This window comes from Nocardia vinacea, from assembly GCF_035920345.1.
Taxonomy (GTDB): Bacteria; Actinomycetota; Actinomycetes; order Mycobacteriales; family Mycobacteriaceae; genus Nocardia; species Nocardia vinacea_A.
In genome coordinates, this window is the sequence record NZ_CP109149.1 from 600,650 (window position 1) to 614,817 (window position 14,168).

The 14,168-nt window shown below is 65.0% G+C and carries 14 protein-coding genes; 6 read left to right on the plus strand and 8 right to left on the minus strand.

All coding sequences use genetic code 11. The annotated features are described in order from the left end of the window. Positions 1 to 193 precede the first annotated feature (193 nt). Complete coding sequence (locus OIE68_RS02800; protein ID WP_327097827.1) at positions 194 to 1,078, plus strand: polysaccharide deacetylase family protein; 885 nt, start codon at positions 194 to 196, stop codon at positions 1,076 to 1,078. A gap of 306 nt (positions 1,079 to 1,384) precedes the next feature. Beyond that, positions 1,385 to 3,937 (plus strand): MFS transporter, encoded by a 2,553-nt coding sequence (locus tag OIE68_RS02805; RefSeq protein WP_327097828.1) that lies wholly within the window; start codon positions 1,385 to 1,387, stop codon positions 3,935 to 3,937. 85 nt (positions 3,938 to 4,022) lie between these two features. Here the strand turns inward: OIE68_RS02805 and OIE68_RS02810 are convergent, their stop codons facing one another. Together OIE68_RS02810 and OIE68_RS02815 are read right to left on the minus strand one after the other, a co-directional pair. Beyond that, on the minus strand, positions 4,023 to 4,469 hold the full coding sequence (locus tag OIE68_RS02810) for a DM13 domain-containing protein (RefSeq protein ID WP_327097829.1): 447 nt from the start codon (positions 4,467 to 4,469) through the stop codon (positions 4,023 to 4,025). A gap of 114 nt (positions 4,470 to 4,583) precedes the next feature. Then, positions 4,584 to 5,504, minus strand: a complete 921-nt coding sequence (locus OIE68_RS02815) for an LLM class flavin-dependent oxidoreductase (protein WP_327097830.1) — start codon at positions 5,502 to 5,504, stop codon at positions 4,584 to 4,586. A gap of 158 nt (positions 5,505 to 5,662) precedes the next feature. On the opposite strand from OIE68_RS02815, the gene OIE68_RS02820 reads away from it, so the two are divergent. Beyond that, positions 5,663 to 6,136: a hypothetical protein gene (locus OIE68_RS02820; RefSeq protein ID WP_327097831.1), complete on the plus strand. Its 474-nt coding sequence runs from the start codon at positions 5,663 to 5,665 to the stop codon at positions 6,134 to 6,136. 118 nt (positions 6,137 to 6,254) lie between these two features. Here OIE68_RS02820 and OIE68_RS02825 read toward each other — a convergent pair whose 3' ends face one another. From OIE68_RS02825 to OIE68_RS02845, 5 genes are all read right to left on the minus strand, one after another. Then, positions 6,255 to 6,479 (minus strand): hypothetical protein, encoded by a 225-nt coding sequence (locus tag OIE68_RS02825; RefSeq protein WP_040700490.1) that lies wholly within the window; start codon positions 6,477 to 6,479, stop codon positions 6,255 to 6,257. 46 nt (positions 6,480 to 6,525) lie between these two features. Next, the gene (locus tag OIE68_RS02830) at positions 6,526 to 7,752 is read right to left on the minus strand and encodes a cytochrome P450 (protein WP_327097832.1); all 1,227 of its coding nucleotides are present in this window, start codon (positions 7,750 to 7,752) and stop codon (positions 6,526 to 6,528) included. Between the two features lie 82 nt (positions 7,753 to 7,834). Next, complete coding sequence (locus OIE68_RS02835) at positions 7,835 to 8,254, minus strand: MarR family winged helix-turn-helix transcriptional regulator (RefSeq protein WP_327097833.1); 420 nt, start codon at positions 8,252 to 8,254, stop codon at positions 7,835 to 7,837. Further along, a complete protein-coding gene (locus OIE68_RS02840) occupies positions 8,244 to 9,620 on the minus strand; it encodes an MFS transporter (RefSeq protein ID WP_327097834.1) in 1,377 nt (458 codons plus the stop codon). The genes OIE68_RS02835 and OIE68_RS02840 overlap by 11 nt, the downstream gene beginning before the upstream one ends. A 93-nt stretch (positions 9,621 to 9,713) precedes the next feature. Next, the gene (locus OIE68_RS02845; RefSeq protein ID WP_327097835.1) at positions 9,714 to 10,598 is read right to left on the minus strand and encodes a LysR family transcriptional regulator; all 885 of its coding nucleotides are present in this window, start codon (positions 10,596 to 10,598) and stop codon (positions 9,714 to 9,716) included. Positions 10,599 to 10,677: 79 nt separating this feature from the next. Between OIE68_RS02845 and OIE68_RS02850 the strand changes: the two genes are divergently transcribed. From OIE68_RS02850 to OIE68_RS02860, 3 genes are read left to right on the plus strand one after another with little or no spacing between them, the layout of a single operon-like run. Continuing rightward, a complete protein-coding gene (locus tag OIE68_RS02850; RefSeq protein WP_327097836.1) occupies positions 10,678 to 11,589 on the plus strand; it encodes an EamA family transporter in 912 nt (303 codons plus the stop codon). Further along, entirely contained in the window at positions 11,586 to 12,209 is a 624-nt protein-coding gene (locus tag OIE68_RS02855) for an NAD(P)-dependent oxidoreductase (RefSeq protein WP_327097837.1), read from the plus strand. Before OIE68_RS02850 ends, OIE68_RS02855 begins: the two co-directional genes overlap by 4 nt. 1 nt (position 12,210) lies before the next feature. Continuing rightward, on the plus strand, positions 12,211 to 13,248 hold the full coding sequence (locus tag OIE68_RS02860) for a superoxide dismutase (RefSeq protein WP_327097838.1): 1,038 nt from the start codon (positions 12,211 to 12,213) through the stop codon (positions 13,246 to 13,248). On the opposite strand, the gene OIE68_RS02865 is transcribed toward OIE68_RS02860, so the two are convergent. After that, the gene (locus OIE68_RS02865; RefSeq protein WP_327097839.1) at positions 13,237 to 13,983 is read right to left on the minus strand and encodes an alpha/beta hydrolase; all 747 of its coding nucleotides are present in this window, start codon (positions 13,981 to 13,983) and stop codon (positions 13,237 to 13,239) included. The genes OIE68_RS02860 and OIE68_RS02865 overlap by 12 nt on opposite strands. Between the last annotated feature and the right edge of the window lie 185 nt (positions 13,984 to 14,168).

A 14,168-nucleotide genomic window follows, 5' to 3' on the forward strand; every position in this document is an offset into this window, starting at 1 on the left:
ACCTCGGACAGCTCCATCGGGCGTGGTTATGCCGATTCGCAACCGAGATTCCATGCGACCGCGTACCGTTCGATCGGTGGTGCGGTGCTCGGCTATCGGAACTCGGGTTGTCCTGTCGGCCTTGATATTCGCAACGGCCACCGCATGTGGTGCAGCGCCGGCTCCGGTCCCGGCGGCCATCGAAAAGGTTCCGGTGGCCACATCGACGCCCGATCCGATTGCGGTGGGAGCCAACGAACTCGGACTCGTCCCCATCCTGATGTACCACCAGGTGACACCGACTCCAGTCGGCGAATACGACCAGACTCCGGAGAAGTTCCGCGCCGAACTCGAGCGGTTGTACCGCGAGAACTACCGACCGGTGACTGTCGCCGATTACATCTCCGGCCATATCGACATCCCCGCGGGCACCCACCCGGTGGTGCTCACCTTCGACGACTCCACCATCACCCAACTTCGGTTCACCGAGGACGCAAAGGTGGCCCCGGACACCGCGATCGGGATTCTCGAGGAGTTCGGTGTGCGCAATCCGGACTTCCGGCCCACCGCAACGTTCTACGTCAATAACGAGCCGTTCGCCGGTGATGCGCGTGCACTGCCCTGGCTGGCCGCCCACGGATACGAAATCGGCGCGCACACCGCGAGCCACGCCAACCTCGGTCGCCTGGACAGCACCGGAGTGCAGCGCGAGCTGGTCGAGAACCTGCGCGCGATCACCGCCGCGGCCCCCGGCAATCGCGTGCGCACGATGGCCTTACCGCTCGGCATCTTCCCCACCGATCGTGCACTCGCCACAGCGGGAAGCTGGGACGGCACTCCTTACACCTTCGAGGCCGTGCTGCTGGTCGGCGCCGAGCCCGCACCCTCTCCATTCGGCCAGGTCGATCCCGCCGGCGTGCCGCGCATCCGATCGGGGAAGGCTGAGGTCGACTTCGCCTCCGCCTACTGGCTCGACCGCCTCGACCAGCATCCGGACCAGCGCTACACCTCCGACGGCAACCCGAACAAGATCTCGGCCCCCGAACTCCTTGCCGACGAGGTGAATCCGCGCTGGCGCAGCCAGTTCAACCCCTATTGACATGTATGCGCAGAGTTTGCGCGACTGTCTGCGGGCGATGATGGTCAACTCACGGCCATTGGCTGTCGGCGATCCGGTGCCGAGCGACACGGATCCGCTCGGCCGCTGAGGCATTGGATATCGGATGATCCCACCAGGCCGTTTCGCCTTGGGTGGCCGTATGTATATTAGCGAGCGCAACTAGTTACAGGGGATCGGCGTGGGGGCAGATCGCTTGTGGCGCAGTGTGCCAACTGCTCGACCGGCTCGACTCAGGTTTCGAGACACTTCCACCACGGATAGCCGACCAGAACTAGGGCTCATATTATGACGAATTCGACCACCCAGGCCCCGGCAAAGTCGCCGGACCTGGATGCCGGTGAGGGTACGTCACTGTCGCACCGGCAGATCCTGACCATCCTGTCGGGACTGCTGCTCGGCATGTTCCTCGCCGCGCTGGATCAGAACATCGTGAGCGTCGCGATCGTGCGGATCGCCAACAGCCTGGACGGATTCGACGAACAGGCCTGGGCGACCACGGCATATCTGATCACCGCGACGATCACCACCCCGCTGTACGGCAAACTGGCCGATATCTACGGCCGAAAGCCGTTCTACCTCACCGCGATCGGACTGTTCGTCATCGGTTCGGTGGCCTGCACCTTCGCCACCTCGATGTACGAACTCGCCGGATTCCGCGCCTTCCAGGGTCTGGGCGCGGGTGGGTTGATGTCATTGGCGTTCACCATCATCGGCGATATCGTGCCCGCCCGGGAGCGGGTGCGCTACCAGGGCTATTTCATGATGGTCTTCGGTACCTCGACGGTGCTCGGGCCGGTGCTCGGCGGTTTTTTCTCGAACTACGACCAGCTCTGGGGTCTCGAGGGTTGGCGTTGGGTGTTCCTGGTCAACGTGCCGATCGGCGTGCTCGCGCTCGGCGTGGTCGCCAAGGTGCTCAACGCCCCGCATCAGCGCCAGGATCACCGCATCGACTGGTTCGGCGCGGTCGCATTGACGACCTGCGTGGTGCCGCTGCTGATCGTCGCCGAACAGGGCCGGGATTGGGGGTGGAGCTCGCAGCGCGCGCTCATCTGCTACGGGATCGGTGCGGGCGGGCTGCTGCTGTTCGTGCTCGTCGAATTCCTGATGAAGGATGCGGCGCTGATTCCCCTGCGGCTGTTCAAGAATTCGACCTTCAGCGTGACCATCGCGGGCGGATTCATTGTCGGGATCGCGATGTTCGGCGCGATCGTCATGGTGCCGCAGTACTTCCAAGTGGTGCGCGGATATTCGCCGACCAGATCGGGTCTGCTGATGCTCCCGCTGGTGCTCGGGATCATGTTCGGCTCGCAGCTGGCCGGATTGACCACCAAATTGACCGGGCGCTACAAGATCCTGCCGGTGATCGGGACATTCATCATCGCGGTCGGCGCGGCGCTCTACGGGCAAGTGCATTACGACAGTCCGCTATGGCAGCCGCTGGTCTACGGCGGCGTCATCGGATTCGGGCTCGGTTGCTGCATGCAGACCCTGATCATCGCGGCGCAGAATGCCGGTCCGCGTTCGGATATGGGTGTGTCGACGGCGTCGGCGACCTTCTTCCGGCAGATGGGCGGCACCCTCGGTGTCGCGGTATTCCTGACCATCCTGTTCAACCTGTTGCCGCACCGGATCATCGACGCATTCGGTGGTGCGCTGCCCGCTGGCTTCGATGCCGCGCAGTTGAGCACCATGCAGAGCAATACCAGCGGGATCGCGGCGCTGCCGGACGAGCTGAGGGTGCCCATTCTGATCGGGTTCACCGATGCGATGCACGGCGTCTTCTATGCCGCCGCGGGGGTGGCGCTGCTGGCCTGCCTGGTGCTGATGTTCATGAAAGAGATTCCGCTGCAGGATAATCCGGCCCCCGCTGTGGAGTCGGTAACCCTGGAGGCCGAATCCAGTTGGGACGAGGCACAGGTTTGGGAGGGTGCCGCCGAGGTGCTCTCCGAACCCGAACCGGTGCTGGCGGGTGCGGGCGGCCGAATTTCGGTGGATCACGACGGCAATGGTGTGTATGTGGCCGCCGTTGTGCCGCAGTCGCATTCGAGCCTCGAATACGAAGGTGCATCGATCGGCGGCCGGGTCGGACGCGAGGACGGCAGACCGGTGCCCGGCACCGTGCTGACCCTGATCGACCAACGGGGACACCAGGTTTCGCGCGCGACCGGGGATGCCGACGGCGGCTACCGGATCGAGGCGCCCGCCGCGGGCAACTACGTCTTGATCGCATCGGCGACCGGACATCGGCCGGAGGCGGTCAGCGTGGCCATCGGACAGCGCTCACAGCTGCTCGACCTGACCCTCACCGGCTCCGGCGAATTGTCCGGTGTGGTCCGTTCGGCCGGTCGCGGTACTCCGCTGCCGGGTGCCACTGTCACACTGACCGATATCCACGGTGACGTCGTCGGCGCGGCGATCACCGCGGGCGACGGCGCGTATGTCTGCCATGGCGTCGTCTCGGGCACCTACACCCTGGTGGCGGTCGCCGAACACATGCGCCCCAGCGCCACCACCCTCACCATTCCCGACAGCGGTCTCCTACATCACGACATCGATATGGCATCGATGGCCGTGCTGGCCGGATCCGCCTGGGCCGACGGCGACCGAGCCGTCCCGGACATCCAGATCACCGTCCTGGACGCATCCGGTGACCTCACCGCCAGTGCCCGCACCGACGCCAACGGCCGCTACCTGGTAACCGACCTCCCCGAAGGCCACTACACCGTAATAGCCCGCGGCTACCCACCGGTCACTACCCGAGTAACAGTCTCCGGCGGCGAGGTAGCCCACGACGTCCGCCTCGGCTACGAGCCCGCCGAAGCCCCGGACCCGCGCTGACACCAGCTCAGAATTTCGCCGCCAACCGGCAGACGCTCTCGAGCAGCGGAAATGTTCGCGACCGATCTCCCCGGATATCCACCGTCTACTCGAGCCGCATCGATGCGTAGGCGAATGCGTCAGGCGAGTCGTTGTCGCGGATATCTACGCCGTTGAAACGGTCGAAGTGAGTGTCGGCGGAGATAGGGTAGTTCTGGTTTCCTTTGTTGGCCTTTAGATTTCCGAGATCTGCATAGTAGGGCTTGTCGAGTTCGGGCCAGGGGTGGAGTTGTTCGGTGAGCCATACGTGCAGGTTCGGGGCGTTGGTGAGGTCGAGGTTTTCCAGGCGGAGGAGCTTTGTGCCGTCGGATAGTTCGAGGAGTACGGCTGTTCCGCTCGTGACGTGTTGTTGCGGGGCGAAGGTGCCTTTTGCGAGGGTTCGCACCACGTTCGTCGGTATCGGGTCGTTCACCGTGCTCTGGTCGTCACCTTTGGAATCGACGGACCGCTGGCACGACACCAGCACGACTCCGATGGCGATCAGCACTGCCACCGCCATCCGCGTCTTCGATGTGGACATGACTTTCCTCCCCGGAATCCTCGTCGCGTGACCGGCCCCCCTTGCTCTGTTCATTGCCAAGAGGCGCTCTGGCGTTACCGCACCCGCTCAGTCGACGTGCGGCAGCACCTCCGCGGCTATGCGCTCCATTTGAGCGGCCTCGTCGAACAGCGGGTTGATCAGGATCATTTCGGCCCCGGCGCCGGCCACCTCGCGTAGGCCCTGGATGCAGTCCTCAGGCGTGCCGTGTACGGCGACGGGCAGCAGGGTTTTTCCGAATTCGCCGTAGAAGTCGGAAAGGGCGGTTGCCATGCGCTGTTCGGCCCGCGCCGGGTCGTCGTCGACCGCGATGTAGACACGTTTGGCGATGCGGAAATCCGATGGGTCGCCAGAGTTTTCGGCCAGGGTCTCGCGCACGTACCGGACCTGTTCGGCGAATTTGGCCGTCGTACTCGAACCAGCGCCGAAGAATCCGTTGCCGTGCCGAACCGCCCGCCGCAATGCCGCGGGTGTGCTGCCGCCGAACCACAGTGGCGGATAAGGCTTCTGGAACGGTTTCGGCTCCATGGTGGCATCGGTCAGCTGCCAGAACTCGCCGTCGATGTCGATCCGCGGCTGGGTCCACAGTGCCTTCATGACGCGCAGGCCCTCGTTGAAGCGGGTCACCAGATTGTCGGCGGGGTCGACATCGAAGGCGGAGAACATCCGGTTGCGTCCGCCGATCCCGACGCCGATCTCGAGCCGGCCGCGCGTGAGCTGGTCCAGCGTGCTGATGCGTTTGGCGAGGTGCACTGGATTGTGGAGCGGTGTCACGAACACCGCGCATCCGAAGCGCAACCGCTCATTGCATGCGGCCGCGAAGGTCAACAACTCGATCGGACTCAGATTGGGCGCGGATCCGAGCAGTTGCTCGGTCGTCCATGCGCTCTCGAAGCCGAGCGCTTCGGCTCGATCGAGGTAGGCCCGCAGATTTTCCGGTTGGAACGATCCGTCGGGAATGAGCTGCGGAACCGAAATGGCGTATCGCACCGTCGGAGCCTAACTCGCGCATCGAAGCAGCCGTTGCGGGTGATCTCGAGCCAGACCTGAACATGCCGGTAACTCGACTGTAACCACCCGCCGAGCCGCAACCGTGCTCGCAGGCTAGATTATCCGAAAGCCGTTATCCCAGAGAGGAAATCACCCCCGTGGGGCAGTTCTGCAGAGCCGTCTTCCTGGACGCCGACCACAAGCTGATCGGGTATCTGGAACCCAAGATCCGATTCCTGAGACGCGCCTGGATCGGCGACGACTTCGTCCAGGGTGTGGAGCGCCTCCTGACGGTGCCGACGCGGGTGGTGTGGGCCGGACCGCAGGTGGGGGAGCAGACCGGCCTCTACGACAAGGCCGCCTCCGTCGCCCCGCTGGTCGCACCGCAAAACGGCTTCATCGGCCGCTACATCCTCAATCATGACAAACGCACCTATGTGGACAAGGCGACGGTCCGGCACGGCGACGACCGCCACCGCATCCACCCGCTGCCGATGCTCACTGCGGAAGGCGCGGATTGCGCCGACGGCGATGCCGCACTGGTCGGTACCTGGTCCGGGGATCGCATCTCGATGAGCGCCACCGTGCCCACCGGCTTCGCGCTGCTGAAGTACGACCTCGTGCCGAATTAGCCCATGGTCGACTACGGTCGACCATGTCAGCTCGACACAACCGTGGATTCGCCTCGCTGCCAACGCAAGTCATCGCGCGCTGATGTCTGCAACTCTCACGCATATCCTCCGATGCGTATCAGAGCCGTGGGTCGAAGACCAGCCGAAAACCGGTCAGCCCGTGCTCATCACCGGAGGCCCAGAACTCCCGTCCTGGTAATTCGTTCTGTGGCAGCCCGGCCTGCTCGGCGATATCGGCAGCCGGTATCCACATGGGCGAATGTGTCGGATGCCATGGTGTCTGCACCTGCGCCCGATCGCCGAACAACAGGATCACCCGCACCCGCACTGGTTCAGGTTCCATAGTTACATGATGCGCGCTCGCAACGGCTTTGCCGAGTTCGCGTGCATCAATCGAAACGTACTTCCCACCGTTTGATGCCATTGAGCCATCCGGAGCGCAGGTGCTCGGGTTCGGCGACCTGACTCAATTCGGGCATGGTGTCGGCAATGGCATTGAACATCAGATCGATCTCCAGCCGGGCCAGGTTCGCGCCGAGGCAGTAGTGCGTGCCCGCGCCGCCGAATCCGACGTGTGGATTGGGGTCGCGCAGGATATCGAACCGGAACGGATCCTCGAAGGCGTCCTCGTCGAAATTGGCCGAGCTGTAGAACAATCCGACGCGCTGGCCCTTGCGGATCAACTGCCCGCCGAGCTCTACATCGCGGGTCGCGGTGCGCTGGAATACCGAGACGGGGGTGGCCCAGCGCACGATCTCATCCGGCGCGGTGCGCGGCCGCTGCTCCTTATAGAGCTGCCATTGGTCCGGGTGGTCGACGAAGGCCTTCATACCATGGGTGATCGAGTTGCGGGTGGTCTCATTGCCCGCCACCGATAGCAGGATCATGAAGAACGCGAACTCGTCCGAACCCAGATGCTCACCGTCGATATCGGCATTGACCAGCTGCGTCACGATATCGTCCGCCGGGCAGGCGCGCCGCTCCTCGGCCATGGTCCAGGCATAGCCGGTCAATTCCAGCTGTGCGGTCGGCGCATCGGTGGCGTACTCCGGATCATCGGCGCCGATCATCTGATTGGACCAGTGGAACAGCTTCTTGCGATCCTGCTGCGGCACCCCGAGCAGTTCGGCGATGGCCTGCAGCGGCAATTCGCAGGCGACCTGCTCCACGAAATCACCGTTGCCGGACTTCTTGGCCTCGTGCACAATTCGGGCCGCCCGCTCGGTGAGCGCCGCCCGCAGGCCCTCCACCGCGCGCGGGGTGAAGCCCTTGGACACAATGCGCCGATTCTTGGTGTGGGCCGGCGGATCCATATTGAGCAGAATCAGCCGCTGCATATCGATCTGTTCGCGGGTGATGGTCGACTGATAGCGGATGATCGCGCTGTTCGCGGTGGAGGAGAAGATCTCCGGATGTTTCGAGATCTCCTTGATGTGTTCGAGTTTCGTGACCGCCCAGTAGCCGCCGTCATCGAAGCCGCTGGAGCGATCGGGCTGCGCGCACCACCAGACCGGCGCGGTTCGGCGCAGCTCCGCGAATTCCGCGGTGGGTCTGCGTTTCGCCCACAGGTCCGGGTCGGTGAAATCGAATCCGGCGGGAATCGACGGCGTGGCCATGGCCACCTCCCAGAGCTGGAACACGTTCTACATACGATTGAAGCATAGTGTGCCGCTCCGAATTGGTGAAATGCGTCGGCGGTCAGTGCTCGAGCTTGCGTAAGAGCTGATGCAGCGAGCGCAGGTCGTCGGAGGAGAGGGCAACGACGGCGGGCGGGGCGGGGTCGGGGGTGGCCATGGCCTGTGCGAGTATGGCGCGACCGGCGCTGGTGATGGAGACCTGTTTGCGGCGGCGGTTGGTCGGGTCGATCTCGCGCACGACGAGGCCGAGTTCGTCTAGATTATTGACCGCGACCGTGGTCGCGGGCGCGTCCATGCCGGTTGCCTGCGCGATCTGGTTGAGCGTGAGCGGGCCGGGGCGCAGGCGGCGCAGAATGCGAATTCGACTGAACGGCAAGCCGGTTCGTTCGCTGACCGCCCGCTTCCACGAGTCACGGGTATCCATCACCAGGTGGGTGAGCTGGGCCCACACATCGTCGGCGGTGGGTACGTCATCCGGCATGTGCGGGGACCTTCTCTTCCAATATCGGGGCGACGCGATCGCGGGACCGCGCGGCCCACCGGGTGTTCGCGACTATGCTGAGTATGGCGATTCCGGCGGTGAAAACCGTAATCAGCCACCACAGACCGGCACCGGTCAGCGCACCGCACAGCGCGACACCCATGCTCACGCCGACCTGTCTGCTGGTCGAGGCGACCGCCGCCGCGGCGCCCGCGCGATCCAGTGGCATCCCGCTGACCGCCGCCGTCGTAATCGGTGCATTGACCATGCCGAATCCGATTCCGAAGATCGCGAAGATGATGAGCAGATGCCAGACCGGAGTTGCCACATCGAGTCGAGTGAGTAGCACGGCGGCGATGGTCATCGCGACGCCCGCCGCGAGCAAAGAGGGTTTAGTCCCGTAGCGCCCGACCAGACGCCCCGACAGCGGTGAGAAGATGAGCGTCGCGACCGCCATGGCCAGATACAGCGCCCCCGTGTGCACCGCCGAATAACCGCGCAGCTCTTGCAGATACAGCGAGCAGGTGAACAGGAACGCGCCGAGCGCCGCGAAGGCGAAGATCGCGGTCACCGTCGCCGATGTGAACGGCACACTGCGGAAGAAGCGCAGATCGATGAACGGATCCGAGCGCCGCGATTCCTGCCACAGGAAGGCGGCGAGGGCCACCGCCGACACCACGAAGACCACCGGCAACCGCTCGATCAACCCGAATACCACCGTGAACAGCAATGCGATCGCCAGCAACTGCCCGATCGGATCGAGTCCGCGCACCGTGGACGACTTCGATTCCGGCACAAATAGAGTCGTCAGAACCAGGGCGAGCGCGCAGATGGGCAGATTGATCCAGAAGACCGACTGCCACCCCAGCGCATCGATCAGCACACCGCCGACCATCGGCCCCAGCGCCATCGAAATGCCGACCACTGCACCCCAAATGCCCACTGCGCGAGCGCGTTCCACCTTCCCGGTGAAGACCTGCGTAATGATCGACATCGCAACCGGATTCAGCATCGACCCACCGATCGCCTGCAAAAATCTTGCTCCGATGAGGGTTTCGATATTCGGCGCGAGGCTGCAGGCCAGCGACCCGAGTGCGAAGACCGCCAATCCGATCCGGAACACTCGCCGCCGCCCGAACCGATCCGCGGTCGCCCCCGCGAGCATCAGCAGACTCGCGAGCGTGAGTGCGTAGATATCGATGATCCACTGCAGCCGAGCCAGCGGCGCATCCAGATCCGCTCGAATTGCAGGCACTGCGACATTCACGATCGTCGAATCCATCGACACGATCAGCAGACTCAGGCAACACGTCGCCAACACCACCAACTTGCGACGCGGAGTCAGCTCTCCAACGGTTGTATTCACACAATGATTGTGTAATTACAACTGTTCCGAATGCAAGGGCATGTCCCGGGATGTGAGCCGTGGAACATCCCGCTTGTATGTGGGGCTGATGTTTCAGTCGCCGGTGTGTGCCGGGATGCCGAGAACGGCGAGGAAGGCGGTCGCCGCGGGCGTGCGGCCGGTGCGGCTCCAGATGACGTACTCGACGCGGGCCGGTGCGTCGGTGACCTCGATGGTGACAACGCCGGTGAGCTGGGGCGCGTAGGCGGCGGGGAGCATGGCCACGGCGAGGCCCGGCCCGACGAGTCGGGCGATGTAGTCGGCGCTGGTCACTTCGAAGGCGACGTCACGGTCGAGACGGGCGGCTGCGAAGGCCTGGTCGGATTGGATTCGTCCGGCTGTCCCGGCTGGGAGGTCCACGAAAACCTCGGATGAAAGTCTGTGCAGGTCGACCATTGTTTCGTCGGCGAGGGGATGGTCCGGGGCGACCACGGCGACGAGACGATCACGGGCGAGCTCGTGAACGGCGACGCCCTGGGGTCGCGCCGTGGTCGGCAGCCCGAGGAAGGCCACATCGATGGCGCCGTCCCTGACCTGTTCGACGAGGTCGTCGCTCGCGCCCACCCGCAGGTCGATGCGCACCTGCGGGTACTGCCGACGGAAATCGCGCAACGCACCCGGGATATCGACCGCGGCGACGGTCGGGATCAGGCCGACGGCGAGCCGCCCGCGTACCTCGCCGATTGCCGCGGCGACCTCGGCGGCCGCCCGCTCGGCGGCGTCGAGACACTGACGGGCGGCGGGGAGGAATGCCACACCAGCAGGTGTCAGCCGCACCCGGCGGCTGGTGCGCTCGAAAAGTCGCGCGCCGAGTTCGCGTTCCAGGCGCGCGATCTGGTGACTGAGGGCGGACTGGACGACCAGGCATCGTTCGGCAGCCCTGGTGAAGCTGTTCGTCTCGGCGACCGCGACGACGTAGCGCATCTGCTGGAGCTCCATGGATCAATCTTGAATCAAGATTGATCCGGTGACAAACATGTGTTGGACTCATTGATCGCGGCCGGGTGAGACTGCGAGTGTGAAAAGTTCAGTAGCACAGCGGGTTTCCGGTGCTTCGAAGGGAAACCTGTCGCGCGCCGCCCTGACGGCGCTCGCGCCTTTGGCGTGGGGCACCACCTATGTCGTCACCACCGAACTCCTCCCGCAGGGACATCCACTCTTCGCAGGACTCTTGCGTGCGCTGCCCGCCGGTCTGATCGCGTTGGCGGTCACCCGGACGGTGCCGCGCGGGACGTGGTGGGGGAAGGCCGCGGTGCTCGGTGTACTGAATATCGGGCTGTTTTTTCCGCTGCTGTTCGTCGCGGCCGAACGCCTGCCCGGCGGCGTTGCCGCGACCTTGGCGGCAGCTCAGCCGCTCATCGTGGCGATCCTGGCCGTGACAGTTCTGCACGAGAGCCCATCGGCATGGCGGATCGGCTGGGGTGCAATGGGGGTGGTCGGCGTCGGCCTGGTGGTGATCGGACCGAATGCGGCACTCGACGTCATCGGGATCGTCGCGGGTCTGGCCTGCGCGGCCACGATGGCGCTCGGCGTGACGCTCACCAAACGCTGGGGCCGGCCCGCTGAGGTGCGCCCCACTGCCTTCGCCGGTTGGCAACTCACCGCGGGCGGTCTGTTCCTGGTGCCTGTCACCTTCGTCTTCGAGGGCGCACCTCCCGCGATCGACCCGGACGCCGTCCTCGGCTACCTCTGGCTGGGACTGATCGGCGGCCTGATCGCCTACGTCCTGTGGTTCCGTGGCATCACCGCATTGCCGGTCAACTCCGTCTCGATTCTCTCCCTGCTCTCGCCACTGGTGGCCGCCGTGCTCGGTGCTGTCCTGCTCGGCCAGACACTCGGCCCGATCCAACTCGTGGGGTTCGGGTTCTCGCTTGCCGCCATCGTCGCGGGACAACTTCCCGTTCCCTCCCTGGAAAGGACAGCTCGGTGAAGATTGCCGTCATCGGAGCCGCAGGCATGGTCGGTTCGCGCGTCGTCAGCGAAGCCGCGAGCCGAGGCCATGAACTCGTCGCGGTATTCCGGAAAGAGCGCCCGGCCACGCTGCCCGCCGGAGTGGTTGCCGTCGCGCACGACGCCGACCAGATGAGCAGACTGTTCGAGGGCACCGACGCGATCGTGATGGCGACTCGTCCGGCTCCAGGGCAGGAAAACACCGTCGCCGCAACCACGACGGCGCTGCTCGACGCGGCCGCGGCCGTTCGAGCGCGCATCCTCGTTGTCGGCGGCGCCGCACCGCTGCAGATCCCGGGACACGCAGACCGGCTCGTCATCGACAGCCCGGAGTATGTGCCGCTCGCGATCCGCCCCATCGCCGCCGCCAGCGTCGCGCAACTGGAAGCCTGCCGAACACACCCGGCCAACTGGATATATCTCAGTCCGCCCGCCCTCCTCGAACCCGGACATCGCACGGGAAAATACCGACGCGGCACCACTACCCTCATCACCGATGCCGATGGCGCATCCCGAATCTCGGCCGAAGACCTCGCCGTGGCAGTCCTCGACGAACTCGAAATCCCATGCGATACCCAACATTTCACCGTCGGTTACTGAGATGAGCCGAATCCTCGGTCTCGCCGCCGCGCTCGCCTGCCTCGGTGTCGCCGTGCTGCAACCCGCGGATCGGGCGGCGGCGGATGGTGCATTCCCCACCGCGATCGACCTGCCCGCCGGATTCCGGCCAGAGGGTATCGCGATCGGGGAGCTGCCGGTGGCCTATCTCGGCTCGCAGGCAGACGGCTCCATCTACCGCGTCAGCCTGATGACCGGGCAGCGCGTCCTGCTGAGCCCCGGGCCGGGTACACCGTCGCTCGGGCTCCAGCTCGACCATCGTGGTCGGCTGTTCGTCGCTGGTGGCAGTTCCGGCGATGCGCGTGTCGTGGATACCCGGACCGGCGCGGTGTCGGCGAGCTACCGACTCGGCACGCCGCCGGACACATTCGTCAACGATGTGGTGCTCACCTCCGCGGGCGCGTGGTTCACCGACTCCCGCACGCCCGTGCTGTACCACCTACCGGTCGGCCGCGACGGTGTATTGCCACCGCCCGAGGCAGTGGTGCGTCTCCCGCTGATCGGCGACATCGCTTATGTACCAAAAACTTTCAACGCCAACGGAATCGTGCGCACCCCCGACGGCACGGGGCTGATCATCGTGCAGTCGGTGACCGGCCACCTGTTCCGTGTCGACCCGGCGACGGGCACGACGCGCCGGATCGACATCGGCACCGAGACCGTGCCCGACGGTGACGGACTGCTCTTGTACGGCAGCACGCTGTTCGTAGTCCAGAACCGGCGCAATGCGGTCGCCGTCATCGCGCTCGAGGCGGCGGGCGCGACCGGCACGCTCGAGCTGCGCCTGACCGATCCGCGCTTCGACACACCGACAACCATCGCTGCGTTCGGCGATCGCCTGTACCTGCCGAACGCTCGCCTCACCACACCGCAGTCACCGACCACGCCGTACAACGCCGTCGCGGTCGACCGACCTCTTCAGAGCCTGCGCTCGATCCGGCCTGGTACGACGAAATTTGCTACAGGGTATCGGCAACCGGCACGAAGCCGGTCGCCGAAACCTGTTGAGTCAGGCCGGTGATGTGCCGAGATGCCGGGCGAAGAAGCGGGCCGCGCTGTCGACTTCGAACCTCGGTACTCCGGCGTGTGCACCTGCGTTGGCGTGCAACGACTTTTCCTTCGATGCGAAGGCGTCGAAGAGGGTGAGTCCGGATTGGCGGTCGACGAGTTCGTCGTCCCACTGGAGCAGGAATTCGATCGGGGCGGTGATCTGTGCTGCCGCCTCGGTCAGGGTTTCATGTCCGAGGCAACCGAAGACCGCGGCGGTGATCCTGGATTCGACCGCCGTCAACGGGACGCCGATTCCGGTGCCCTGCATGATGCCCCAGAAGCCGATCGGCGCGTCGGTGCCGATCTCTGGAAGTTTCTGGAGGGCGTCGATGGTTGCCTGCCATTCCGGTACGGCACGTGCCGCCAGGTCGAGGTGGATCCCGACGACGATCGGGCCGATGGATTCGCCCGCTGCCTGAGCCTGCCGTAAGGCGGCCACCTGCTGTTCGTCGGTCGCCGTGCGCGGTCGGTCGCCGTGTCCTGGCGCGTCGATGGCGGCGACATGGAAACCGCAGGCCGTCACGAAGTGGTGGGCGCGGCCCAGGATTCCCGGTGCTCTCTTGTGCTGGCCGCCGCCGTGCGCCATCAGGATCAGGGGTGCGTGGTCGGAGCCGGACTCGGGTGAGAAGAGCACACCGGGGACCTCACCCAGGATGAAGTCGCGTTCGATGACACCGCTCGACGATGTCTGCGAGGTGAAATGCATTTGGTTGTTGCCTTTCGGGCTTGCCTTGTAGAGGCACTCCCGGCGACACCTACCTCAATCGCCCGACCGTGAACCCGAAGGGGAGCACCCACATGGATACAGCGTTCATGGGTCTCACCTCCTCGCTCGATGTCACGGCCTCCGGTACGCTACCAGCCCGGATACCGTCGCGCCCAACTGGTTTC